Origin of the sequence: Oscillibacter valericigenes, from assembly GCF_016902445.1 — a bacterium.
GTDB classification, from domain to species: Bacteria; Bacillota; Clostridia; order Oscillospirales; family Oscillospiraceae; genus Oscillibacter; species Oscillibacter avistercoris.
On sequence record NZ_JACSNX010000003.1, the window covers coordinates 1 to 23,223 of the forward strand.

A 23,223-nucleotide genomic window follows, 5' to 3' on the forward strand; every position below is an offset into this window, starting at 1 on the left:
GGTGCGGGGATGGGAGGCGGGAGAGAGCTCTCCGGCGGCCTTCCGCTCAGCGACACGGCCGTCGATGACGCCGGCGTTCTCGCAGTGGAAGCCGGCGATGCCGCCCAGGCGCTTCAGCTCCTTCAGGGCCCAGTAGATGTCCCGGTCACCGATCATCATGGCCGGATAGGTGAGATACATCTTAAAAGAGGAAATGCCCTTGGCGAACATGTCCGGCAGCTCGGCGCGGATGGACTCGTTCCAGTCGTCGATGGTCATGTGGAAGCCATAGTCGCAGAAGGCCCTGCCGTCTGCCTTCTGATGCCACAGGTCCAGCCCGTGGTGCAGGGACTCGCCCTTGTTGGGGCAGGCGAAGTCGATGACCGTGGTGGTGCCGCCCCGGAGGGCTGCCCGGGTGCCGGTATAGAAGTCATCCGCCGTGGTGGTGTTTGCCACGTCCAGGTCAAAGTGGGTGTGGGCGTCGATAAAACCGGGGAAGAGGAAGCAGCCGGTCACGTCCACCACCTGGTCCGCCGTCTGGGAACCCCGGCCCATCCAGGCGATCTTCTCGCCGTCCAGCAGCAGGTCGGCCCGCCGCTGCCCGGCGCCGGTGATGATGGTCCCGCCCTTGAGCAATGTTGTCATCAGAAAACCTCCCTTGTGTGCCTGCGGCGCGCTTGGGCGCCCGGCGGCCGATCCGCCGGAGCGCCCCGGCCGCCGCTGTTTTTTTCAGTATATCACCCATCTGCCGGGATTACCAGAAGCCGCATAGAAAAAGTTTGCGCTTCTTCTACAAAAAAACACGGGGATTTCTGGTGGTTTTTTCAAGGGAAAACTGCCGTTTCCCCTCTGTCTATTTTTACCAGATATGGTATACTATACCCATCCCGTGGAAATCCGGTTTCCACAAAATCGAGGAGGTAAAAGAATGAAAAAGAAAGTCTTGTCCCTGCTGATGGCGGTGGTCATGACGTTCTCCCTGGCTGTCACCGCCAATGCGGCGGAGGAGACGGCCCAGGATCTGAACGGCGACATCGTCATCCTGCACACCAACGACGTCCACGGCGCCATTGCCGGCTATGCCAAGGTGGCGGCCCTGAAGGACGCCTACGAGGCCCGCGGCGCCTACGTCCTGCTGATGGACGCCGGCGACTTTATCCAGGGCGATCCCACCGTCAGCACGTCTGAGGGTGCCACCGCCGTGGAGCTGATGAACCTGGCGGGCTACGATGTGGTCAGCCTGGGCAACCATGAGTTCGACTACGGCTACCAGAACCTCAAGGATCTGGAGGCGGATGCCGACTTTGCCATCGTGGACGCCAACGTCCTGTACAACGGCCGTGTGGCCTTTGAGGATAACCTGGTGTTCACCACTCCCGACGGCACCAAGATCGGCGTGTTCGGCCTGGACACTCCGGAGACCGCCACCAAGGCCCACCCCGCCAAGATCCAGGGCGTGACCTTCCTGGCCGGCGAGGACCTGTACGACTGCGCCCAGGAGCAGGTGGACGCCCTGACGGCTGAGGGCTGCAACTATGTCATCTGCCTGGGCCACCTGGGCATTGACGACGAGTCCGCGGGCAACCGCTCCATCGACCTGCTGGAGAACGTGGACGGCATCGACCTCTTCATCGACGGCCATTCCCACTCCACCCAGGACGATATCACCGCCGCGCTGACGGCAGCCAGCCAGGCGGGCGGCAATGAGATCTCTGTGGACAGCAGCATGGTGAACGGCACGGTCCTCACCTCCACCGGCACCAAGCTGGAGAGCGTCGGCGTGGTCACCATCGACGGGGAGACCGGCCGCATCGATGCCTCCACTGTCTCTGCTGCCTCCCTGACGGACGAGGACGCCGACGTGGCCGCCCGCGCCGCCGCCATCCAGAAGGAGATCGACGACGAGTACGGCACCGTGTTCGCCAAGACCGAGGTGGCTCTGAACGGCGAGCGGGAGCCCGGCAACCGCACCGAGGAGACCAACCTGGGCGACCTGATCACCGACGCCCTGGTCTGGGGCGCTGAGCGCGAGGGCACCGAGGTGGACGCGGCCGTCACCAACGGCGGCGGCATCCGCGCCTCCATCGCCGCCGGCGACATCACCAAGAAGGACATCAACACCGTGCTGCCCTTCGGCAACACCCTGAGCATCGTCCAGGTCACAGGCGCTGAGCTGCTGGAGGCGCTGGAGGCTTCCACCTACTGCACCCCCACCTCCATCGGCGGCTTCCCCCAGGTGAGCGGCATCGAGTTCACCGTGGACACCACCAAGGCCTATGACCAGGGCGAGCTGTATCCCGGCTCCACCTACTACGGCCCCAAGAGCATCCAGCGCGTCACCATCGAGACCGTGGGCGGCGAGCCCTTTGACGCCAACGCCACCTACACCATCGCCACCAACGACTTCATGGCCGCCGGCGGCGACACCTACTATGCGTTCGCGGCTGCCTCTGTCAACTATGATCTGGGCATCGCCATGGACGAGGTGGTCATGGACTACATCACCGAGGAGCTGAAGGGCACCGTCACCGCTGAGGCCTACGGCGAGCCCGCCGGCCGCATCACGGTCGACCAGGGGCTGGCCTTCACCGACGTGGCGGCCACCTCTCCCTACTATGACGGCATCGAGTGGGCCGTGGACGAGGGCATCACCAACGGCACCACCGCCACCACCTTCTCCCCCTATCAGAACTGCACCCGCGCCCAGATCATCACCTATCTGTGGCGTGCCGCCGGTTCTCCGGAGCCTGCCAGCATGGAGCCCGCCTACACCGATGTGACGGACACCAGCCTGTACTTCTTCAAGGCTGTCCAGTGGGCCAGCGAGCAGGGCCTGGTGGAAGGCGAGACCTTCGATCCCTATGCCGGCTGCACCCGCGCCATGGCGGTGTACTTCATGTGGGTCGCCGCTGACAGCCCCGAGGCCGCTGCCTCCTCTTTCACTGACGTGGCCGCCGACGCCGACTATGCCGGCGCGGTGAACTGGGCCGTGGCCCAGGGCGTCACCCTCGGCACCGGCGACGGCAGCACCTTCTCTCCCGACACCGTCTGCCAGCGGGGCCAGATCGTGACCTTCCTGTATCGGGCCGCCAACGCTGCCGCCTGATCGGAGGGAAGTCAGATCTTCTCAAATCGCAAAACAACAGCCGCAGGGAATGCTCCCTGCGGCTGTTGTCTGTTTTTCTCACCGGCCCCGCCGGCTGTACTCCAGGATGGGGATGCCGTCCGCCACGGTGCAGCGGTCCAGATGGAGCTCTGTTGACGGAAGCCCCTCCTGGAACAGCCGCCGTCCCCTGCCGCGGATCACCGGCAGGATGCCCACGATATACCGGTCCACGGCATCGGCGCGGATGAAATCCGCGGCCAGCTCCCCGCCGCCGAACAGCCAGATGTGTTTGCCGGGCCGGCCCTTCAGCGCCAGGACCTCTGAAACGACATCGCCGGAGAGAAAGCTGACAGGACCCTCCGGCGCCCGGGGCGTCCGGGAGGCCACCAGGAACCGCTTGTCCTCCGCTTCGGAAAGAGAGCTGAAGCAGTCCTCATAGGCCTTACGCCCCATGACGACAGTGTCGCAGGACGCCAGAAAGGCGTCGAAGCTGAAGCGGTCCGCCGTGTCGGCCAGGCTGTCTCCCTGGCCGCCGATCCAGGCAAAGCCGCCGTCCTCGTCGCAGATGAAGCCGTCCAGGCTGACTGCCAGATTCAAGATGATGTCCCGTGCCATACGCGTCCTCCTGTCGATCAAGTTGGGAGAACGATCATACCACAGCGTCCGGCTCTCTGGCAAGCCCCTGGGGGCCGGAAAAAAATACCGTGGCCGGAGGCAGCTGCCTCCGGCCACGGATCGTTCACTTCATCTCCGCGCTCTTCTCATAGGCGGCGATGACTGCCTCCATCACCGCGCTGCGGAAGCCGCCGGCCTCCAGCGCCCGAACGCCCTGGATGGTGGCGCCGGAGGGGGAGCAGACCGCGTCCTTCAGTGCGCCGGGGTGCCTGCCCGTCTCCAGCATCAGCCGGGCGGCGCCGATCAGCGTCTGGGCGGCGCACTCCAGCGCCATGGGACGGGTGAGACCGCAGGCCACGCCGCCGTCCGCCATGGCCTCGATGAACAGGTCCACGAAAGCCGGGCCGCAGCCGGCCACGGCGCTGCCGGCGTCCATCAGGTGGTCGTCCAGGGGCAGCAGCCGCCCGGCGCCCGCCATGTTTTCCAGAAATCCCGCCTCTTCCTCCGGCGTGACGCCGTCGCAGGTGTAGAAGATCACGCCCTCCCCGATGGCGGAGGGAGTGTTGGGCATGATGCGGATCAGGGGCCAGTCCCCGCAGCCCCGGGCCCGCAGATCGGAGATGGTCAGCGCCGCCGCCATGGACACCAGAACGAACCGGCCCTTCCGCGCCGCCAGCACCGGGCCGATCTCCTCCATCAGTCCCGCCACCAGATAGGGTTTCACGCCCAGGAAGATGTAGTCCGCCTTCGCTGCCACCACGGCGTTGTCCGCCGCCTGGCAGCCCAGCTCCTCTGCCAGCTCCTCCGCCTTGGCGGCGGTGCGGTTGGCAAGCAGGATCTCCCCGCCGGACAGCCGCTTCCGGGCCGCCCGGGCCAGGGCACCGCCCATGTTGCCGGTGCCGATAAAACCAAATGTCGCCATGTTCCATCAACCTCTTTTGCTCAATTTCAAAGGGAGATGCTTACCGCACCTGCCCCTCGCCGTAGATGACGTATTTGCAGCTTGTCAGCTCCTCCAGCCCCATGGGGCCCCGGGCGTGCATCTTCTGGGTGGAGATGCCGATCTCCGCCCCCAGACCGAACTCGCCGCCGTCGGTGAACCGGGTGGAGGCGTTGACATACACCGCCGCTGCGTCCACCTGATCCAGGAAGTGCTGGGCCTTGAAGTAGTTTTTGGTGATGATGGCCTCCGAGTGCTGGGTGCCGTGGGCGTTGATGAAGGCGATGGCCTCGTCCATGCCGCCCACGGTCCTGACGGCCAGGATATAGTCGTCGTACTCGGCGTCCCAGTCGCTCTCTGCTGCCGGAATCGCCCGGGTGCCCAGGATCTCCAGGGCCTCCGGATCTGCCCGCAGCTCCACGCCCTTCTCGTCCAGAAGGGGCAGGGCGCGCTTCCAGAAGTCCGCCGCCACGTCCCGGTGGACCAGCACGCACTCCACGGCGTTGCACACGGAGGGCCGGGAGCACTTGGCGTTGAAGAGGATCCTGGCGCCCATGTCCAGGTCCGCCTCGTCGTCGATATAGATGTGGCACACGCCCTCGCCGGTGCGGATCACCGGCACGCTGGCCTCTTTCGCCACGGCCCGGATGAGCCCGGCACCGCCCCGGGGGATCAGCACGTCCACATACCCGTCCAGGTGCATCAGCTCATTGGCTGTCTCGTGGCTGGTGTCCTGCACCAGGGAGATGCAGTCCTCCGGCAGGCCCACGGACCGCAGAGCCTCCCGCATCAGCTCCGCCACGCAGCGGTTGGACCGGATGGCCTCCTTACCGCCCCGGAGGATGCACACATTGCCGGACTTCAGGCACAGGGCGGCGGCGTCCACGGTGACGTTGGGCCGGGCCTCAAAGATGATGGCGATGACCCCCAGGGGAACCCGCCGCCGGCCGATGATGAGGCCGTTGGGCCGGGTCTCCATCTTATCCACCTTGCCGATGGGGTCCGGGAGGGCGGCCACCTGCCGCACCCCGTCCACGATGCCCGCCACCCGTTCCGGCGTCAGGGTCAGCCGGTCCAGCATGGCGGAGCGCATCCCCGCCTCCTTTGCGGCGGCCACATCCTCGGCGTTGGCGGCCAGCCACTCCGCCTGCCGCTCCGCCAGAATGTCGGCGATGGCGGCCAGCGCCTCGTTCTTCTTGGCCGTTCCGGCAGTGGCCAGAACGTAGGTGGCGGCCTTCGCCGCCGCGCCCTGCTGCTGCAATGCTGTCATATCGTCACACCTTTCTTGAATGAAGAACTTCCTTGAATGAGGAATTAGGAATGAGGAATTAGGAATTGTTGTGTTCCGCCATGGGCGGAACGATTTTTAATCGTCCGGTTTTGCCGGACACCAAAACTCCTAATTCCTAACTCCTAATTTTTTTCGCTAAAAACCTCGTCCCGATGTCCTTCCCCTCCGCGATGCCGTACAGGTCCTCCATCCGCTTGCCGTTGGTGATGACCATGTCGCACCCGGCCTCCATGGCGATGCGGGCGGCGGAGAGCTTGGTGGCCATGCCGCCGGTGCCCCGCCAGCTGCCGGCGCCGCCGGCCATCTCCAGAATCTCCGGCGTCAGAGCCGTCACGGAGTGAAGGAGCTTGGCCTCCGGGTGGGTCTTGGGATCGGCGTCGTACAGCCCGTCGATGTCGCTGAGCAGCACCAGCAGGTCCGCCCGGCACAGCTCCGCCACGATGGCGGAGAGGGTGTCGTTGTCGCCCAGGACCTTGTGGTTGCCGGTCTCGATCTCGGCGGAGGACACGGAGTCGTTCTCGTTCACCACCGGGATGACCCCCATCTCCAGCAGGGCGGAGAAGGTGCTGCGCAGGTGGTCCGCCCGGTCCGGGTCCTCCACGTCGTCCCCGGTCAGCAGGATCTGGGCCATGGAGCGGTTATACTCGGAGAAGAATTTGTCGTAAATGTGCATCATCCGGCACTGGCCCACCGCGGCGGCGGCCTGCTTCATCCGCAGCTCCTTGGGCCGCTCGGGCAGTCCCAGCTTGGCGGTGCCCACGGCGATGGCACCGGAGGTCACCAGGATCACCTGATGGCCCATGCCCTGCAGGTCCGCCAGGGTCCGCACCAGATGCTCCATGCTCCACAGGTCCAGCGCGCCGGACTCATGGGTGAGGGTGGAGGTGCCCACCTTCACCACGATACGCTGTTTTGTCTGTTCCAAAGTTACGTTCCTCCTTGCATGATCTGGGTGACATTGGGAGTCCCCATCCGCCCCAGGATTTCCTGCCCCTTGTCTGTGGCCAACCGATCCTCTACCTGGGTCATGGCGCCGCCCCGGAATTTGGATGCCGCCGCGTCCACCAGGGGCCACGATGTGTCGTATGCGTCCTCCAGGTCCGCCTTTGTGGAAAACTCCAGATCGCACAGATAGCCGCAAAGGTCATAGAGATACCAGTGGGCCAGCGATTCCTTTGTGCCGGAGGAGCGGTGCAGCTGCTCCAGGACCGCGCCGGCCCGCAGCCGCAGCAGAGTAAAAGTCCCATTGTAGTCAGGGGGGATCGGCGCACCGTCCTCCAAGGACTCGATGAGGTTGGGCAGGTCATCAACAGCCTCTGACAGGCTGTACAGCGATGTCCGCAGGGAGGCGTTCTGCTCCTCCGCCGCCCGGGCTACATCCCGCCGGGACTGGACGTACATCCCCAGCCCGAAGGCCAGAGCCAGCGCCAGACAGGCGGCGAGGATGCGGGGCCACCGCGACCGAAGGGAGGTCAGCTTTTGACGGACTTTTTCCATGAGAAACGCCTCCTTTTCAGACCTCTCCTGGGGCGGGGGTCAAAGGATATTCCGAGAGCTCCAGAAATTCCAGCGCCTCCTGGCCGGCGGGGGTGTTCAGCTCCGTCTCCAGGGCGGTGAGCAGCTCATCGAAAGAGGCGCTGGCTTCCACGGCGTTCATCAGGGGCTCACTGACGGCAAACAGCCGGGACTCTGGCTGAAACTCCAGACCGCCGTCACCCAGCAGCGTATCGGTCAGAGCCTCCAGATAGGCGACGGTGACCTCAGAGTCGATCCAGCTTTTGGAGCCGCTGATAAACATCGTCTCCCGGATCCTGGCGGCGGACTGCCGCATCTGGGCCATTTTGTGCTCGATACCCGGATCCTCCATGGGGGATTCCAGAGATTGAAAGTAAGGGAAATCCAACCAGACATCGAGCTGGTGGATCGGACTCGCCGTTGCGTAACAGGCAGAGTAGAAGTCACGCTTTTGCTCCTCCCAGTCGATCCGGGACTGAAACCCCATTCCCATCCAGAAAGTCAGGGCCAGGATTCCGCAGGCCAGCACAATTTGAGGCCACCGTTTCCATACCGCATGTAGCTTCTGTCGGATCGTTCCCATAAGACGCCCCTCCTGTTCTGAAAGCCGGAGATCTCCAAAATTTTGTTCTCTTATCATACCACATCAACGGGCAAAAGGAAAGTCCGGCGCGTACTTTTCATAAAATTGCAGATGCTACCGGGGAACAGGAGGGATCACCATGTTAGAACGCACCAAGCAGTCGGACGCTGGGGCCGAAAACGACGAGAACACGAAGGACGGCTCCCAGCAGATCGTGGACTTCGGCTCCGCCCTGACGAAGACGCCCCACGGCTCCGTCTACTGCCTCACCATCATCGGCCAGATCGAGGGCCACAACACCGCCGCCAGCGGCGCCAAGACCACGAAATACGAGCACGTGCTGCCCCTGCTTGCCAAGCTGGAGGAGAGCGACGAGGTGGACGGTGTCCTCTTCCTGCTGAACACCGTGGGCGGCGACGTGGAGGCGGGCCTTGCCATCGCGGAGCTCATCGCCGGCATGACGAAGCCCACGGTCTCCATCGTGCTGGGGGGCAGCCACTCCATCGGCGTGCCCCTGGCGGTGGCGGCCCGGCGGAGCTTCGCCGTTCCCAGTGCCGCCATGACCATCCACCCGGTCCGCATGAGCGGCACCGTCATCGCCGCGCCCCAGACCTACAACTACTTCCAGCGGCTCCAGGACCGGATCGTGGCCTTCGTCTCCGGCCACAGCCAGATCACCACCCAGAAATTCCAGGCCCTGATGCTGAAAAAGGACGACATGGCCGCGGACGTGGGCAGCGTGGTCTACGGGGAGGAGGCGGTGTCCCTGGGCATCATCGACCAGGTGGGCGGCCTCTCTGACGGCCTCCAGTGCCTCTACCGACAAATCGAGGAGGCCCGGGGGAAGCGGAGACCGTCCTGAGCGCCGGAAAACGGACGCAGAGAGCGGCACAGCGGGCGGGACGCCGGAGACGCCCCGCCCGCTGTGCGCTGCGCCGGGGATTTCACAGGCAGAACGAGAGATTTTTCCTTGAAATGGGAGATTCGCTTTGCTATACTATACTAGTTATAGTATGTGATCCGGCCGAAGGGCCGAGCGAGGTGAAAGCGTGTATTTAAAAGCATTGGAGATCCAGGGCTTCAAGTCCTTTCCGGACAAGACGGTCCTGAATTTCGGCGAGGACATCACCGCCATCGTGGGCCCCAACGGCTCCGGCAAGTCCAACATCTCCGACGCCATCCGATGGGTGATGGGGGAGCAGAGCGTCAAGGGCCTCCGGGGCGCCAAGATGGAGGACGTGATCTTCGGCGGCACGGAGAAGCGCAGCCAGGTGGGCTTTGCCCAGGTGACGCTGGTGCTGGACAACACGGAGCATATCTTCCCCACCATGGAGGAGAGCGAGGTGTCCGTCACCCGCCGCTACTACCGCAGCGGAGAGAGCGAGTATTACATCAACCGCCAGTCCGTCCGGCTGAAGGACGTGACGGAGCTGTTTCTGGACACCGGCATGGGCCGGGAGGGCTACTCCATCATCGGCCAGGGCAAGATCGACGAGATCCTCTCCGCCAAGAGCGGGGAGCGGCGGGAGATCTTCGAGGAGGCCGCCGGCATCTCTAAGTTCCGCCACCGGAAGGAGGAGGCGGAGCGGAAGCTGGAGCGGACGGAGGAGAACTTGGTCCGCATCAACGACAAGATCGCCGAGCTGGAGCTGCAGGTGGACCCCCTGCGGGAGCAGGCGGAGAAGGCCAGGAAGTATCTGGTGCTGCGGGACGAGCTGCGGCTGCTGGAGATCTCCGTCTGGCTGGAAAATCTGGACGCCCTGAAGGCCGGCGCCCGCAAGCTGGAGGCGGACTTCCGGGCCGCCGAGGAGGCGCGGGACAAGGCCCGGACCGACCTGGACGCCCTCTATGCCGAGGGGGAGCAGTACAGCGAAAAGATGCGGGAGAAGGACCTGGAGGCCGAGCGCATCCGGGCGGATTCCGCCGCGCTGGAGGAGAAGATCCGGGAGAAGGAGTCCGCCGCCGCCGTGCTGGAGAGCACCGTCGCCCACAACCGGGAGAACATCGACCGGGCGCAGGCGGAGCTGGCGGAGGCCGAGAGCCGCTCCGGCGGCCTTGCCAGGCAGGCGGAGGAGCAGGAGGCCCGGGTGGCGGAGATCGACCGCCGGATCGGGGAACTGAATGACGCCCTGGCCGCCCTGCTGGAAAAGGCCCAGGCCATGGCGGAGCAGGCCGGAGGGGCTCAGACGGAGGCGGAGCGCCTCCGGGCCCAGGAGGCCATGGCCGTGGCCGCCGCCGCGGATCAGCGGGCGGAGCTGGCCGCTGCCGAGGCGGAGAGAGCGCAGATCCGGGAGCGGCAGGAGACCGCGGAGCGGGACAGAGCCGCTGCGGAGGAGCAGCTCCAGTCCGCCCGCCAGGAGGCAAAGGAGAACCGCCGAGCCCTGGAGGACGCCAGGGATGAGGCGGAGGCCGCCGCCAACATCATCGCCGGCCACAGCCTGCGGATGGAGGAGCGGAAGAAGAAGGCCGCCGCCGCGGCGGACCGGCGGGTCCAGCTGACGGTGGATGTCCAGACACTGGAGAACCGCCGCCGGCTGCTGGCAGAGATGGAGAAGGAGTACGAGGGCTTCTCCAAGGCGGTCAAGACGGTCATGCACGCCCAGAGCGGCCTGCGGGGCATCCACGGCCCGGTGGCCAATCTGGTGAAGACCGACGGCAAGTACTCCCTGGCCGTCGAGATCGCCCTGGGAGCGGGGCTGCAGAACATCGTGGTGGACCGGGAGGAGGACGCCAAGGCCGCCATCGGCTACCTGAAGCAGCGGGACGCTGGCCGGGCCACCTTCCTGCCCCTCACCGCCATCCGGGGCGAGGAGCTCCGGGAGAGGGGCGTGGAGAATGAGTTCGGCTTCGTGGGCATCGCCTCCCGGCTGGTGGCATTCGACCCCCAATACCAGAATATCGTTTACAACCTGCTGGGCCGCACCGTGGTGGCGGAGGATCTGGACTGCGGCATCGCCATGGCCCGGAAGTACCGCAACGCCTTCCGGATCGTGACGCTAGACGGCCAGGTCATCAACCGGGGCGGCTCCATGACCGGAGGCAGCACCAGCCGGTCCGCTGGTGTGCTGAGCCGGGCGGCGGAGCTGGAGCAGCTCACCGCAAAGTCCGCCGCCATGCAGGCGAAGCTGGAAGAGGCAAAGCTGGCGGAGGAGGCCGCCGCCCGGGAGCTGGCCGCCGCCCAGTATGAGCTGGAGACGGCAGAGGCCCAGCGCCGCCAGGCGGAGGACGAGGTCCTGCGGCTGGAGGGCACCAGGGGACAGTACGATCTGCTGCTGCGCTCTCTGGAGGAGAACGTGGAGAACCTTACCGGCGAGCTGGAGAGCCTGGCGGGCCGGCTGGAGGACAATGAGCGGCGCGCCGCCGCCGCCCAGAGTGAGATCGACCGGCAGGAGTCCGCTGCGGCGGACCTGCGGGCCCGGGCGGAGCAGGCCCTCTCCGGCCAGTCGGAGCTGCTGGCCCAGTCCGGCGCCCTGACGGAGGAGATCAGCGGGAGAAAGAGCGACCTGGCGGCCCTGGCCGCCGAGCGGGACGCCACGGTCCGCAGCGCCGCGGACCTGCGGGCCCTGTGCGCGGACCTCTCCGGGGACCGGGAACAGAAGCAGCAGATGGTGGAGACCTACCGGCAGAACATCGCCGCCGCGGAGGCGGAGGCCGCGGACCTGCGGGCCGCCCTGGAGGAACTGGCCGGTCAGGGCGCTGCCCTCCGAAAGCGGCTGGCCGCCATCACCGAGGAGAAGAACGCCCTGGAGGCGGAGCGGACCGCAAAGAACCGGGCGGGCCAGGAGATGAACGAGACGCTGCTGGATCTGGAGCGGGAAGTGGCCCGGCTGGACCAGAGGCGGGCCACCTCCGCCATGGAGGAAAAGCAGATCCTGGACCGGCTGTGGGAGCACTACGAGCTCTCCCACTCCGACGCCACAGCCCTGCGGATCGAGCTGGAGAGCGTGCCCAAGGCCAACCGGCGGATCGGGGAGCTGAAGCGGGACATCGCCGCCCTGGGCACCCCCAACATCGGCGCCATCGATGAGTTCCAGCGGGTGAACACCCGCTATACCTATCTGACGGACCAGCGCAACGACGTGGAGAAGGCCAAGGGCGAGCTGGAGCGCATCATTGGCGAGATCACGGAAGAGATGACGAAGATCTTCGCCGAGCAGTTCAGGCTGCTGTCTGAGAGCTTCCAGACCACGTTCCAGGAGCTCTTCGGCGGCGGAACGGCCAAGCTGGAGCTGGAGGATGAGAACGACATCCTGGGCTGCGGCATCGAGATCAAGGCCCAGCCGCCGGGAAAGACCCTCAAGACCATCTCTCTGCTGTCCGGCGGCGAGAAGGCCTTTGTGGCCATCGCCCTGTACTTCTCCATCCTGAAAGTCCACCCCACGCCCTTCTGCGTCATGGACGAGATCGAGGCGGCGCTGGACGACGCCAATGTCACCCGCTACGCCCGTTATATGCGGACGCTGGCGGGACGGACCCAGTTCATCGTCATCACCCACCGCCGGGGCACCATGGAGGAGGCCGACGTCCTCTACGGCGTCACCATGCAGGAGCAGGGCGTGAGCAAGATCCTGACCATCAATCTGAATGACATGGCGAAGGAACTGAAGATCAAGTGAGCATGGTGACGCCGTCCCTCAGGACTCCCGCCGAAACCCGGCGAAGCGGTTTCGGTGGGAAAAGGAGGAACAGCGGAGAGCGCGAGTTCTGGCCGGGAGGCCGGAACGAGGGATACGGAGCTTGTGACGACGCCGCCATGCAGGAACAGGGCGTGAGCAAGATCCTGACCATCAATCTGAACGACATGGCGAGGGAACTGAAGATCAAATAAGGAGACGATCCATGAAGCGCAAACATAAACAGATGATCATCATCTGGGTGGGCCTGCTGGCAGGTATCCTGCTTTTCCGGGGCGGGTGGATGACCTACGCCGGACTGGGGATCTTTCTGCTGGACCTGGGGCTGGTGTGGCTGCTGCTGCGCTGCCCCCACTGCGGAAAACCGGTCCGGGAACTCCGCCCGGACAAGACCTGCCCTTACTGCGGCAAGAAAGTGGAGTGAGAGACCATGGGCTTTTTTGACAAACTGAAAAAAATCACCACCAATCTGTTCTCAGGCTTTTCCGAGGCGGACGAGGCTTTTTTTGAAGAGCTGGAGGAGACACTGATCCTGGCGGACCTGGGCATGGACACGGCCCTGGACGCAGTGGAGAAGCTCCGCACCCGGGTGCGGAAGGAGAAGCTCCAGGGCCAGGAGGAGGTCAAGGCCGCCCTCCGGGACATCCTGGCGGAGGAGATGGACGTGGGCGACACCGCTCTGGACCTGTCCACCACCCCCAGCGTGGTGCTGTTCATCGGCGTCAACGGCGTGGGCAAGACCACCTCCATCGGCAAGCTGGCCCACCAGCTGAAGAGCCAGGGCAAGCGGGTCCTGCTGTGCGCCGCGGACACGTTCCGGGCCGCCGCCGCGGACCAGCTGCAGATCTGGGCGGAGCGCTCCGGCTGTGAGATCGTCCGCCAGCACGAGGGCGCCGATCCCGGCGCGGTGTTGTTTGACGCTCTCCAGGCCGCCAAGGCCCGGGGCGTGGACGTGGTGCTGTGCGACACCGCCGGCCGCCTCCACAACAAGGCCAACCTGATGGCGGAGCTTGCCAAGCTCTCCAAGATCATCGACCGGGAGTGCCCCGGCGCCGCCCGGGAGACGCTGCTGGTGCTGGACGCCACCACCGGACAGAACGGCCTGATCCAGGCCAGGACTTTCAAGGAGGCCGCCGGCCTCACCGGCATCGTGCTGACGAAGCTGGACGGCACCGCCAAGGGCGGCATCGTCATCGCCATCGCCAAGGAACTGGGCGTGCCGGTGAAGCTGGCCGGCGTCGGCGAGGGACTGGACGACCTGAAGCCCTTCGATGCGAAGGACTACGTGGAGGCAATTATCTGAGAGGAGATTTCCGCTCCCGCAGGGGGCTGTTCCCACAGGGGTGCGCCCCCCATTCTCTTTTTGTTCTTGACAAAAAGAGAATGCGCCGCGCCCGGTGGAAGAGAAAAAATCGCTTAGGCGCGCTCCGGTGCAGTGGCCCTCCGCGCGACGGGGGTCGGCGTATCGATGCCTGCTCCGATTTGGGCCCGCCTTCGGGCACGCTTGGGCCTTCTGCGTTTTTCGGAACTTCCGTCCCGTGGCGGATGGTGCCGGCCTTGTCGGGGTGGTTGTCGCATCGAGCTGCTTCTCTTTTCGCTGCCGCTGGCTGCTCTTCGTGGGAGCGTGAGCGGCAGCGGGGAGAGAGGCTGAGGGTATCCCAAACTTCCCCGGGCCAAAGGTCTCCCCAAGGGCGGCGCGTTTCCGGCCCTGACTTCTACAAGGGAGCGCCAGCCATCCCCCGCCGGCGGCAGGAGGTCTGCGCTTGCGCGGACCGACCCGCCGAAGCGTTTTTTCTCTTTGGACCGTGCACGGCCCGTTTCTCTTTTGGCAAGACCAAAAGAGAAATGGGGGGTGCATCTGCCCAGCCATCAGCATGGCTGTTTTCTCCATCCGAACGGGTGGAACGATCCCAGGCGGCCCAATGCCTGTGGAACTTTTCAGGAAAGAAGATGTAGATCATGACCAGACAGGACGGACGGGCCTTTGACGAGCTGCGCCCCGTCACCATTACACCCAACTTTGTAAAATTTGCGGAGGGCAGCTGCCTCATCCAGTGCGGCGACACCATGGTCCTCTGCTGCGCCAGCGTGGAGGACAAGGTGCCGCCCCATGTGCCGGAGGGCGCCGGCTGGGTGACGGCGGAGTACTCCATGCTGCCCCGGGCCAACCGGGAGCGGAGCCGCCGGGACATCTCCAAGCTGAAGCTCTCTCCCCGCAGCGCGGAGATCCAGCGGCTGGTGGGCCGGTCCCTCCGGGCCGCCGTGGATATGAACAAGCTGGGAGAGCATACCATTACCATCGACTGCGATGTGCTCCAGGGAGACGGCGGCACCCGCACCGCCTCCGTCACCGGCGGCTTCGTGGCACTCAGCCTGGCCTGCCGGAAGCTGGTGGAGGCGGGCATCTTGGCGGAGGATCCCATCCGGCACTTCGTCACCGGCGTGTCCGCCGGCATCGTGGACGAGCAGCCCATGCTGGACCTGCAGTACAGCGAGGACAGCCGGGCCCAGGTGGACCTGAACTGCGTGATGAACGAGCTGGGAGAGATCATCGAGCTCCAGGGCACCGGCGAGGGCCGGGCCTTCACGGCAGAAGAGCAGCAGGAGCTGGTGCGCCTGTGCGCCAAGGGCAACCGGGAGCTGCTGAACATCCAGCGGGAGATCCTGAAGCGGTAACGCCGCGTCAAAAAAAGAGAAGGAGATGGTCTCATGGCACAGGTATTTGAGATGATCATGCTGATCTGCTTCGGCCTGTCCTGGCCCTTCAACATCGCAAAGTCCATCCGATCCCGCACCGCCAAGGGCAAGAGCATCTGGTTCGAGGTGTGCATCATCGTGGGCTACCTCTGCGGCCTGGCGGGAAAGTTCATCAGCGGGAACGTGACATACGTGGCGGCATTTTACATTCTGGACATTGCCATGGTCACCACCGACCTGGTGCTGACCATGCGGAACAAGCGCCTGGACCGGGCGGCAGAACAGGAGGAAACTGTATGAAGTTCGTATTGGCGACCCATAACCCCGGCAAGCTGCGGGAGATGGGAGAGATCCTCTCCAGCCTCGGCGTCGAGGTGGTGAGCCCCGCGGATGTGGGCATCACCGTGGATGTGGAGGAGACTGGCACCACCTTTGCGGAAAACGCCATGCTGAAGGCCAAGGCCATCTGTGCGGCCAGCGGGCTGCCCGCCATCGCGGACGACTCCGGCCTGTGCGTGGACGCCCTGAACGGCGGTCCAGGCGTCTACTCCGCCCGTTACGGCGGAGAGGGACTGGACGACCGGGGACGGTACACCCTGCTGCTGCAGAACATGCGGGGCCAGACCACCCGGGCGGCCCACTTCGCCTGCGCCATCGCCTGCGCCTTTCCCAACGGGGACGAGCTGACGGCGGAGGGCCGGTGCGACGGCGCCATCGCCTTCGCCCCCATGGGGACGGAGGGCTTCGGCTACGACCCGGTGTTCCTGGTGCCGGAGAAGGGCAAGACCTTCGGCCAGCTGCCGGCGGAGGAGAAGAGCGCCATCTCCCACCGGGGGAAAGCCCTGCGGGCATTTTCCGAGAAGCTGGCAACTTATTTGAAGAAATAAACGTCTCATGCTATAAGGAGGGGAGAGCATGAAGACCACCGGACGCTGCCCCAAATGCGGCGGCACGGACCTGCTGGCGGTGAAGCCGGGGCTGTACAATTCCTTCCCCGTCAGCTTTTTCACCAACGCCAAAATCCAGCGGTACGTCTGCCGCAGCTGCGGCTATACGGAGGAGTGGATTGCCGAGGAATCCATGGAGAAGATGCGGCAGTCCACCTGACATGACGAACATTAAAAAACGACCGGAGCATTTCCGGAACAAAGGAGTCTACATGGAACTGACAAGCAAACAGAGAGCCCAGCTGCGGGGCCTGGCCAACAGCATCGACACCATCCTCCACATCGGAAAGGACGGTATCGGGGACAATCTCATCAAGCAGGCGGACGACGCCCTGGAGGCGCGGGAGCTGGTGAAGGGGAAGGTCCTGGACAACAACATCGACTACGACGCAAAGACCGCGGCCGAGGAGCTGGCCAAGGCCACCCGCAGTGAGGTGGTGCAGGTCATCGGCACGAAGTTCGTGCTGTACCGGGAGAGCCACTCCAAGCCCCGGGAGAAGCGCATCCAGCTGGTGAAAACGAAAAAGAAGAGTGAAAAGTGAAGAGTTGAGAGTGGAGTGCTGGAATTCGCCAGAGGCGAATGAATTTGAATTATCCGGCAATGCCGGACGCGACATCTTTTTACTCTCCACTCTTCACTCTGTATGCTTTACGCTAGGAACAAGGAAGGGCAATCATGAAGATCGGTGTTTACGGCGGGACCTTCAACCCGCCCCACCTGGGCCATGTGACTGCGGCCCGGGCGGTTTTTGAGCTGCTGAAGCTGGACCTGCTGCTGCTGGTGCCGGACGGGCAGCCGCCCCATAAGATGCTGCCGCCGGGCAGCCCCTCGCCGGAGCAGCGGCTGGAGATGACCCGCCTGGCGGGTGAGCAGCTGGGACTGGGGGAGAGGGTCCGGACCCTGGACCTGGAGCTGAAGCGGGAGGGGCGGAGCTACACCGCCGAGACCCTGCGTCAGCTGCATCAGCAGTATCCGGAGGATGAGCTGTGGCTGCTGATGGGGACGGATATGTTCCTCACCCTCCAGGCCTGGCGGGAGCCGGGGGAGATCCTGTCTCTGGCGGGGATCGCCGCCTTCGGCCGGACGGAGGAGGACACGGAGGAGCTGTTCTCCGTCCAGCGGGACTACCTGTACCGGACGTATCCCCAGGCCAGGATCTTCACGCTCACCATCCCCGGTGTGGTGGACGTGTCCTCCACGGAGCTGCGGACCATGCTGGCCCGGGGCGAGGGCGGGAACCTGCTGCCCCCGGCGGTGTACGGCTACATCCTGCGGGAGGGGCTGTATGACACCCGGGCGGATCTGAAGCACCTGCCCCTCAGAACGCTGCGGCCGGTGGCTCTCAGCTATCTGAAGCACAAACGCATCCCCCACGTGCTGGGCACGGAGCAGGAGGCCATCCGCCTGGCGGAGCGGTACGGAGCCGACGTGGAAAAGGCCCGGGTGGCGGCACTGCTCCACGACTGCACGAAGCGGCTGGACATGGAGGAACAGCTGGCCCTGTGCCGGCAGTACGGCATCCAGCTGGACGCGCTGGAGCAGCAGGCCCTGAAGCTCCTCCACGCCAAGACCGGCGCCGCCATCGCCCGGGACGTGTTCGGGGTGGACGACGAGATCTACCGGGCCATCTGGTGGCACACCACCGGGCACGCCGGCATGACCCTGCTGGAGAAGATCATGTACCTGGCGGACTATATCGAGCCCTCCCGGGATTTTCCGGGGGTAGACAAACTGCGCGCTGTGTGTTATAAAGACCTGGATGAAGGCCTGCTGATGGGCCTGGAGATGACCATCGAAGAGATGACCAGTATGGGAAACCCTGTGCACCACGCCACCATCGAGGCGCGGGACGCGTTGAAAGGATAGAGAGACAGTGGACAGAGAAAGCGGAAAGCATTTGGCGGGTGGAACGCCGAAGAACAACAAGCCCCAGAAGCCGAAAAAGCCCAGCCGGCTGACCCGGCAGCAGAAGCTGCTGATCGCGGTGGCGGCCGTACTGGCCGTCATTCTGATCGCGGTGGTGGCCTGCCAGAGCCTGTTTGTCCGGCCGGAGCTGCCGGACAAGGACCCGGATCAGGAGCAGGACACCCAGGAAGAGGAGATCGACTGGGGTGAGGGCATCCGCCCCCACAGCGGCGGGGAGCGGAAGAGCGACGACTACTACACGGTCCTGATCCTGGGGCGGGACACGGGAGGCGGCGGCAACACGGACACCATGCTGCTGGCCAGCTATGACGTGACCAACCAGAAGGCCACGGTGATGTCCATCCCCCGGGACACCATGGTGAACGTCTCCTGGGACATCAAGCGCATCAACTCCGTCTATAACTGGTACGGCGGCGGGGAGAAGGGGATCCAGAATCTCTATAAGGAGATCTCCCAGCTGGTGGGCTTTGAGCCGGACTACCAGGTGATCGTGGAGTGGGAGGCCGTTGGCCAGATCGTGGACGCCATGGGCGGCGTCTGGTTCGACGTGCCCCGGGATATGAACTACGATGACCCCTATCAGGACCTGTCGATCCATCAGGAGAAGGGCTATCGCCTTCTCTCCGGCGACGATGCCATGCAGGTGCTCCGCTACCGCCACGACAACGATATGCACTATGGCTACCCCGACGGAGACCTGGGCCGCATCAAGACCCAGCAGGCGTTCCTCTCCGCCATGGTGGAGCAGCTGCTGCAGATCAAAAATATCACCAAGATCAATCAGTTCATCGAGGTGTTCCGGAACAACGTGGAGACGGACCTCTCCTTCCAGAACATCCTGTGGTTCGCACAGCAGGCGGTGTTCGGCGGCCTCTCCATCGACAATGTGGAGTTCGTCACCATGCCCAACCGGAACACCTCCCTGTGGAGCCGTACCTACCACAACTATCAGTCCTATGTGACGCCCATCGCGGACGAGCTGCTGGATCTGGTGAACAACAAGCTCAGCCCCTACACGGAGGTGTTCACCCTCAGCGACCTGGACATCATGTCCGTCAACTCCGATGGGTCCGTCAGCTCCTCCACCGGTCATGTGGAGGACAGCCAGGCGGCCCGTCCGCCGGTGAAGCCCTCCACCCCCAGCACGGAGACGCCGGAGGAGGAGACGCCTACGGTGGATGAGAACGGGAACACCGTCGATCCGGACACCGGCCTGCCGGTGACGCCGGATGACGGCACCACAGATCCCGGCACCGGAACGACAGATCCGGGTACCGGCGGAGAGACCACCGACCCGGGCACCGGTACCACGGACCCGGGTACCGGAACGACGGATCCGGGCACTGGCGGAGAGACCACGGATCCCGGCACGGAGACCGGCACCACGGACCCGGGCACCGGAACGACGGATCCGGGCACCGGCGGAGAGACTACGGACCCGGGCACCGACGGCACCCAGACCCCCGGGACCGGAGATACAGGCGGCGGTGACACCGCCACAGAGGCTCCGGACGACGGCTTCATCATCGTGAGCTGACTGCTGGAAGGGGGGTGGCGGCATGGCAGGCCGCCGGAGAGAAAGAAACCGCGCCGGACGGAGAAGCGCCCGCCTGACCGGCGGGCAGAAGGGGCTGATCGCCGTGGCTGCTGTCCTGGCGGTGGCTCTGATGGGCGTTGCGGCCTGGAAGAGCCTGTTCGTCCGGCCGGAACTGCCGGACAAGGGGACGGGCCCGGACGGCAGCGCCCAGGAGATCGACTGGGGCGAGGGCGTCCGCCCCCGCGGCGGCGGGGAGCGGAAGAGCAAGGACTACTGGACCGTGCTGATCCTGGGGCGGGACACGGGGGGCGGCGGCAACACGGACACCATGCTGCTGGCCAGCTACGACGTGACCAACCAGAAAGCCACGGTGATGTCCATTCCCCGGGATACCATGGTGAACATCCCCTATGATGTGAAGAAGATCAACGGCGTCTATAACTACGGCGGCGGTGGGGAAGCAGGGATCCAGTATCTCTACAAGGAGATCTCCCAGCTGGTGGGCTTTGAGCCGGACTACCAGGTCGTGGTTGAATGGGAGGCTGTTGGGCAGATCGTGGATGCCATGGACGGCGTCTGGTTCGATGTGCCCCGAAATATGAACTATGATGATCCCCTTCAAAATCTCCACATCCACCAGGAGAAAGGCTACCGCCTGCTCTCTGGGGAGGATGCCATGGAGGTCCTCCGCTACCGCCGCGACAACGACAAGCGCTACGGCTACCCGGAGGGAGATGTGGGCCGGATCAAGACGCAGCAGGCGTTCCTCTCCGCCATGGTGGAGCAGCTGCTGAAAGTGGAGAACGTGCCCAAGATCCGGCAGTTCATCCAGGTGTTTCAGGACAATGTGGAGACGGACCTGACCTTCCAGAATATCCTCTGGTTTGCCCAGTCGGCATATCTGGGAGGACTGCGCACAGAGGATGTGGAGTTTGTCACCATGCCCCATCGCAACGTCGATGCCTGGAGCCGCAGTTACAGCCAGGATCTGGAGTATGTCGTGCCGGTGGCGGATGAACTGCTGGACCTGGTGAATACCAAGCTCAGTCCCTATACAGAGGTGTTCACTCTCGGCGATCTGGACATCATGTCCGTTGCCTCCGATGGGTCTGTCCGATCCACCAGCGGCCATGTGGAGGACGCAAAGGCGGCCCGTCCGCCGGCGAGGCCCTCCGCCCCTCCGAGCACATCAGCAGAGGCGCCGGCAGAGAAAACACCGCCGGAGGAGAGCGGCCCGCCTGCGGAGCAGGAGCCGGCTGGGGAGGCCGGTGCATCCGGTTCCGCGGAGGCAACGGTGCCGGAGGAGGGCGGAGACAGCCCGGAGGCCGCGCCGCCCGCCGGCGGCGGGACTGCAGAGCCGGATCCGCCGCCTGCTGCCGGGGAGACGCCTGACGGCGGTGAGTCTGCCGCAGAGGCCCCGGACGACGGTTTTATCATTGTGAGCTGAGCGGCGCAGGCCGCAGAGACTTCAAAGAATCAGAAAGGATGAGTCCATGACACCGAAGGAGATGGCCCTGATCGCGGCCAAGGCCCTGGACGAGAAAAAGGGCGGCGACATTGCCGCCATCGAGATCACGGAGCAGACCACCCTGGCGGACTATTTCGTCATCGCCACCGGCAGCTCCAACACCCAGATCAACGCCCTGTGCGGCGCGGTGGAGAAGGCCATGAAGGAGCAGGCCGGGGAGGATCCCCTCCGCCGGGAGGGCTACCGGGACGGCACCTGGGTCCTGCTGGACTACGGCTGCGTGGTGGTCCACGTGTTCTCCGCCGAGGCCCGGGAGTTCTACTCCCTGGAGCGCCTCTGGCACGACGGCAAGCCGGTGGACCTCTCCGGCGTGCTGACGGCGGACTGAGAGGTTCTGCCCGGCAAAAAGAATCAAAAGGCTCCGGCGGATCTCTCCGCCGGAGTTTTTTCAGCCGTCAACCCAGGGTTGCGCGATAGCTGGTGGAGGCAACTGACTGGTTCTGATATGATGAGGCCACCAAAATCAAAGGAGGAATTGCAATGACAATGGCATCCATCGTGATGATCCCGCTGTTGCTCCTGTTTCTGGCCATCTGGGCGGGGCTCCTCTATCTGCTGGTCCTGCTGATCCGGGCCCTGCGGAAGTACCTGCGGGGCGGGGAGGCCCGCCGGGAAAAGGCGGAGACCTGCCGCACGCTGGGGGAGATCCTCAAGACTCACCGGATGCGCTGCCAGATGACCCAGGAGTTCGTGGCGGAGGCCCTGGGGGTCAGCCGCCAGGCAGTCAGCAAGTGGGAGCGGGGCGCAGCGGACCCCAGCACCTCCAACCTGCTGGCCCTGGCCAAGCTGTTCGGCGTGCCGGCGGAGGAGCTGCTGCGGGAGACCGCCGGCAGGGAAAAGGCGTGAGCATCCCCGGCCCTGTCACCATTTGTAACGGAACTGTCACGGGATTGAGGCGGAAACCCCTCCCCGCCGGGCTTATCCTGTTTTTGGAAAGAATGAAGATCGGGGAGGGACCCGCATGAAAATGCGAACCATGATCGCTCTGGCGGCATCGCTGCTGCTGACTGCCTGCGCCGCCCCGGCGGAGGAAGCGGAGGAAGCGGCGCCCGCCGCCGATGGGGAGGCGCCTGTCTCCCAGGAAGAAGCGGACACCCTGCCGGAGCCCCGGAACATGCTGCCGGGCCTGGACGTCTCCGGGCTGGAGACATCCATGCCGGAGGCGGACTTCGCCGCCTTCCAGGCGTATCTGCCGGTGCTGACCGGGGAGGAGGCCTTCCGCTGGGTGGCGGGGCCCTACGACGGCCATCCGGATGGGGACTGGGAGCCCTTTGACGCCGACATGGCGGCGGTCTATGACCGGTTCTGGGGACATGATGACGTGGAAGACCCGCCGGGGACGCTGACCCTGGACCGGCTGGCGGTGGCGGACATCGTGGGCGATGCGGAACCGGAGCTGGTGCTGCTGTTCCAGGATAGGGCCTACAATTACCTGGTGTTCCACCGGGAGGACGGCGTGATCTACGGCACGTCCTTTTACATCCGCTGGTTTGAGAGCCTGCAGGAAACCGGCATTTACATGGGCTCCGGCGGAGCGGACGTCAGCTACTACCATCAGCTGTTCTTTCACGACGGCCGCTTTTGGGACGAACAGCTGGGGGAAAAAATCGGGGACAACTGCGAATTGAACGGCCGGGAGGTCAGCGAGGCGGAATTCGACGCCTGGTACGCGGCCAACATGACCAGCGACGTCACCTGGTACAGCCCGGATGGTGCGGTGATCCCGGAAAATATGTAGGCTGAGCGAATATTTGTGAGATTTCTGGATCATTGGGAAGTTTGTGCGCTTTTTTCCTTGACAAAACGGGCAAAGCCACATAAAATAAACCCGTTAACGACTTTGATGGGAAGAAAGGCGAAACGTCCCGCCTTCAGAGAGCCGGCGGCTGCTGCGAGCCGGCGGGGGACCTTCGCGGATGACTGC

General features: G+C 64.7%; 24 protein-coding genes and 1 other annotated feature (1 of these 25 only partly in view). Of the genes, 17 read left to right on the forward strand and 7 right to left on the reverse strand.

Annotated features, from left to right (window positions below; translation table 11 throughout):
• A partial coding sequence (locus H9X91_RS03535; protein WP_204802581.1) for an amidohydrolase family protein occupies positions 1-624 on the reverse strand: 624 nt, incomplete at its 3' end.
• Between the two features lie 283 nt (positions 625-907).
• On the opposite strand from H9X91_RS03535, the gene H9X91_RS03540 reads away from it, so the two are divergent.
• Entirely contained in the window at positions 908-3,085 is a 2,178-nt protein-coding gene (locus tag H9X91_RS03540; RefSeq protein ID WP_204802584.1) for a 5'-nucleotidase C-terminal domain-containing protein, read from the forward strand.
• A gap of 78 nt (positions 3,086-3,163) precedes the next feature.
• Here the strand turns inward: H9X91_RS03540 and H9X91_RS03545 are convergent, their stop codons facing one another.
• From H9X91_RS03545 to H9X91_RS03570, 6 genes are all read right to left on the reverse strand, one after another.
• The gene (locus H9X91_RS03545) at positions 3,164-3,700 is read right to left on the reverse strand and encodes a dihydrofolate reductase family protein (protein WP_204802586.1); all 537 of its coding nucleotides are present in this window, start codon (positions 3,698-3,700) and stop codon (positions 3,164-3,166) included.
• Positions 3,701-3,824: 124 nt separating this feature from the next.
• The gene (gene proC / locus H9X91_RS03550; RefSeq protein WP_204802588.1) at positions 3,825-4,622 is read right to left on the reverse strand and encodes a pyrroline-5-carboxylate reductase; all 798 of its coding nucleotides are present in this window, start codon (positions 4,620-4,622) and stop codon (positions 3,825-3,827) included.
• A gap of 40 nt (positions 4,623-4,662) precedes the next feature.
• Positions 4,663-5,910 carry a glutamate-5-semialdehyde dehydrogenase gene (locus tag H9X91_RS03555; protein ID WP_204802590.1) on the reverse strand — a complete coding sequence of 416 codons (1,248 nt, stop codon included), beginning with the start codon at positions 5,908-5,910 and terminating at the stop codon, positions 4,663-4,665.
• A gap of 136 nt (positions 5,911-6,046) precedes the next feature.
• Positions 6,047-6,856, reverse strand: coding sequence for a glutamate 5-kinase (gene proB / locus H9X91_RS03560; protein WP_204802592.1), 810 nt, complete (start codon positions 6,854-6,856; stop codon positions 6,047-6,049).
• 2 nt (positions 6,857-6,858) lie between these two features.
• Positions 6,859-7,428, reverse strand: a complete 570-nt coding sequence (locus H9X91_RS03565) for a hypothetical protein (protein ID WP_204802594.1) — start codon at positions 7,426-7,428, stop codon at positions 6,859-6,861.
• A 16-nt stretch (positions 7,429-7,444) separates the two neighbouring features.
• Entirely contained in the window at positions 7,445-7,798 is a 354-nt protein-coding gene (locus tag H9X91_RS03570; RefSeq protein WP_204802596.1) for a hypothetical protein, read from the reverse strand.
• 370 nt (positions 7,799-8,168) lie between these two features.
• On the opposite strand from H9X91_RS03570, the gene H9X91_RS03575 reads away from it, so the two are divergent.
• The 16 genes from H9X91_RS03575 (at position 8,169) to H9X91_RS03650 (ending at position 23,037) form a co-directional block, all read left to right on the forward strand.
• A complete protein-coding gene (locus H9X91_RS03575; RefSeq protein ID WP_204802599.1) occupies positions 8,169-8,891 on the forward strand; it encodes a ClpP family protease in 723 nt (240 codons plus the stop codon).
• 187 nt (positions 8,892-9,078) lie between these two features.
• Entirely contained in the window at positions 9,079-12,645 is a 3,567-nt protein-coding gene (gene smc, locus H9X91_RS03580) for a chromosome segregation protein SMC (protein WP_204802601.1), read from the forward strand.
• Complete coding sequence (locus H9X91_RS03585; RefSeq protein WP_204802603.1) at positions 12,642-12,857, forward strand: hypothetical protein; 216 nt, start codon at positions 12,642-12,644, stop codon at positions 12,855-12,857. Before smc ends, H9X91_RS03585 begins: the two co-directional genes overlap by 4 nt.
• Before the next feature lie 11 nt (positions 12,858-12,868).
• Complete coding sequence (locus tag H9X91_RS03590) at positions 12,869-13,087, forward strand: zinc ribbon domain-containing protein (RefSeq protein WP_204802605.1); 219 nt, start codon at positions 12,869-12,871, stop codon at positions 13,085-13,087.
• A gap of 6 nt (positions 13,088-13,093) precedes the next feature.
• The gene (gene ftsY, locus H9X91_RS03595) at positions 13,094-13,966 is read left to right on the forward strand and encodes a signal recognition particle-docking protein FtsY (RefSeq protein WP_204802607.1); all 873 of its coding nucleotides are present in this window, start codon (positions 13,094-13,096) and stop codon (positions 13,964-13,966) included.
• 656 nt (positions 13,967-14,622) lie between these two features.
• Positions 14,623-15,339 (forward strand): ribonuclease PH, encoded by a 717-nt coding sequence (rph, locus tag H9X91_RS03600; RefSeq protein ID WP_204802609.1) that lies wholly within the window; start codon positions 14,623-14,625, stop codon positions 15,337-15,339.
• 33 nt (positions 15,340-15,372) lie between these two features.
• The gene (locus H9X91_RS03605) at positions 15,373-15,660 is read left to right on the forward strand and encodes a hypothetical protein (RefSeq protein WP_204802611.1); all 288 of its coding nucleotides are present in this window, start codon (positions 15,373-15,375) and stop codon (positions 15,658-15,660) included.
• Complete coding sequence (locus H9X91_RS03610) at positions 15,657-16,247, forward strand: XTP/dITP diphosphatase (protein ID WP_204802613.1); 591 nt, start codon at positions 15,657-15,659, stop codon at positions 16,245-16,247. The genes H9X91_RS03605 and H9X91_RS03610 overlap by 4 nt, the downstream gene beginning before the upstream one ends.
• Positions 16,248-16,275: 28 nt before the next feature.
• A complete protein-coding gene (locus H9X91_RS03615) occupies positions 16,276-16,467 on the forward strand; it encodes a hypothetical protein (protein ID WP_204802615.1) in 192 nt (63 codons plus the stop codon).
• 52 nt (positions 16,468-16,519) lie between these two features.
• Positions 16,520-16,849, forward strand: coding sequence for a ribosome assembly RNA-binding protein YhbY (yhbY, locus tag H9X91_RS03620; protein ID WP_204802617.1), 330 nt, complete (start codon positions 16,520-16,522; stop codon positions 16,847-16,849).
• A 134-nt stretch (positions 16,850-16,983) separates the two neighbouring features.
• The gene (yqeK, locus tag H9X91_RS03625; protein ID WP_204802619.1) at positions 16,984-18,174 is read left to right on the forward strand and encodes a bis(5'-nucleosyl)-tetraphosphatase (symmetrical) YqeK; all 1,191 of its coding nucleotides are present in this window, start codon (positions 16,984-16,986) and stop codon (positions 18,172-18,174) included.
• A 7-nt stretch (positions 18,175-18,181) separates the two neighbouring features.
• Positions 18,182-19,771, forward strand: a complete 1,590-nt coding sequence (locus H9X91_RS03630) for an LCP family glycopolymer transferase (RefSeq protein WP_204802621.1) — start codon at positions 18,182-18,184, stop codon at positions 19,769-19,771.
• A gap of 22 nt (positions 19,772-19,793) precedes the next feature.
• The gene (locus tag H9X91_RS03635; RefSeq protein WP_204802623.1) at positions 19,794-21,218 is read left to right on the forward strand and encodes an LCP family protein; all 1,425 of its coding nucleotides are present in this window, start codon (positions 19,794-19,796) and stop codon (positions 21,216-21,218) included.
• A 46-nt stretch (positions 21,219-21,264) separates the two neighbouring features.
• Positions 21,265-21,627 (forward strand): ribosome silencing factor, encoded by a 363-nt coding sequence (gene rsfS / locus H9X91_RS03640; protein ID WP_204802625.1) that lies wholly within the window; start codon positions 21,265-21,267, stop codon positions 21,625-21,627.
• A gap of 152 nt (positions 21,628-21,779) precedes the next feature.
• Complete coding sequence (locus tag H9X91_RS03645; RefSeq protein WP_204802627.1) at positions 21,780-22,145, forward strand: helix-turn-helix transcriptional regulator; 366 nt, start codon at positions 21,780-21,782, stop codon at positions 22,143-22,145.
• A 115-nt stretch (positions 22,146-22,260) separates the two neighbouring features.
• A complete protein-coding gene (locus tag H9X91_RS03650) occupies positions 22,261-23,037 on the forward strand; it encodes a hypothetical protein (protein ID WP_204802629.1) in 777 nt (258 codons plus the stop codon).
• 93 nt (positions 23,038-23,130) lie between these two features.
• Positions 23,131-23,223, forward strand: a binding site (T-box leader) (it continues 142 nt past the right edge of the window).

Bases quoted from the DNA above. Each gene is read 5' to 3' on its own strand.
- H9X91_RS03635 (WP_204802623.1), top strand. From the start codon at position 19,794: ATGGCAGGCCGCCGGAGAGAAAGAAACCGCGCCGGACGGAGAAGCGCC.
- H9X91_RS03650 (WP_204802629.1), top strand. From the start codon at position 22,261: ATGAAAATGCGAACCATGATCGCTCTGGCGGCATCGCTGCTGCTGACT.
- H9X91_RS03615 (WP_204802615.1), top strand. From the start codon at position 16,276: ATGAAGACCACCGGACGCTGCCCCAAATGCGGCGGCACGGACCTGCTG.
- proC (WP_204802588.1), bottom strand. From the start codon at position 4,622: ATGGCGACATTTGGTTTTATCGGCACCGGCAACATGGGCGGTGCCCTG.
- yqeK (WP_204802619.1), top strand. From the start codon at position 16,984: ATGAAGATCGGTGTTTACGGCGGGACCTTCAACCCGCCCCACCTGGGC.
- H9X91_RS03570 (WP_204802596.1), bottom strand. From the start codon at position 7,798: ATGGAGGATCCGGGTATCGAGCACAAAATGGCCCAGATGCGGCAGTCC.
- H9X91_RS03645 (WP_204802627.1), top strand. From the start codon at position 21,780: ATGACAATGGCATCCATCGTGATGATCCCGCTGTTGCTCCTGTTTCTG.
- H9X91_RS03575 (WP_204802599.1), top strand. From the start codon at position 8,169: ATGTTAGAACGCACCAAGCAGTCGGACGCTGGGGCCGAAAACGACGAG.
- H9X91_RS03610 (WP_204802613.1), top strand. From the start codon at position 15,657: ATGAAGTTCGTATTGGCGACCCATAACCCCGGCAAGCTGCGGGAGATG.
- ftsY (WP_204802607.1), top strand. From the start codon at position 13,094: ATGGGCTTTTTTGACAAACTGAAAAAAATCACCACCAATCTGTTCTCA.
- H9X91_RS03605 (WP_204802611.1), top strand. From the start codon at position 15,373: ATGGCACAGGTATTTGAGATGATCATGCTGATCTGCTTCGGCCTGTCC.
- H9X91_RS03565 (WP_204802594.1), bottom strand. From the start codon at position 7,428: ATGGAAAAAGTCCGTCAAAAGCTGACCTCCCTTCGGTCGCGGTGGCCC.
- H9X91_RS03590 (WP_204802605.1), top strand. From the start codon at position 12,869: ATGAAGCGCAAACATAAACAGATGATCATCATCTGGGTGGGCCTGCTG.
- H9X91_RS03540 (WP_204802584.1), top strand. From the start codon at position 908: ATGAAAAAGAAAGTCTTGTCCCTGCTGATGGCGGTGGTCATGACGTTC.
- rsfS (WP_204802625.1), top strand. From the start codon at position 21,265: ATGACACCGAAGGAGATGGCCCTGATCGCGGCCAAGGCCCTGGACGAG.
- rph (WP_204802609.1), top strand. From the start codon at position 14,623: ATGACCAGACAGGACGGACGGGCCTTTGACGAGCTGCGCCCCGTCACC.
- yhbY (WP_204802617.1), top strand. From the start codon at position 16,520: ATGGAACTGACAAGCAAACAGAGAGCCCAGCTGCGGGGCCTGGCCAAC.
- H9X91_RS03555 (WP_204802590.1), bottom strand. From the start codon at position 5,910: ATGACAGCATTGCAGCAGCAGGGCGCGGCGGCGAAGGCCGCCACCTAC.
- H9X91_RS03545 (WP_204802586.1), bottom strand. From the start codon at position 3,700: ATGGCACGGGACATCATCTTGAATCTGGCAGTCAGCCTGGACGGCTTC.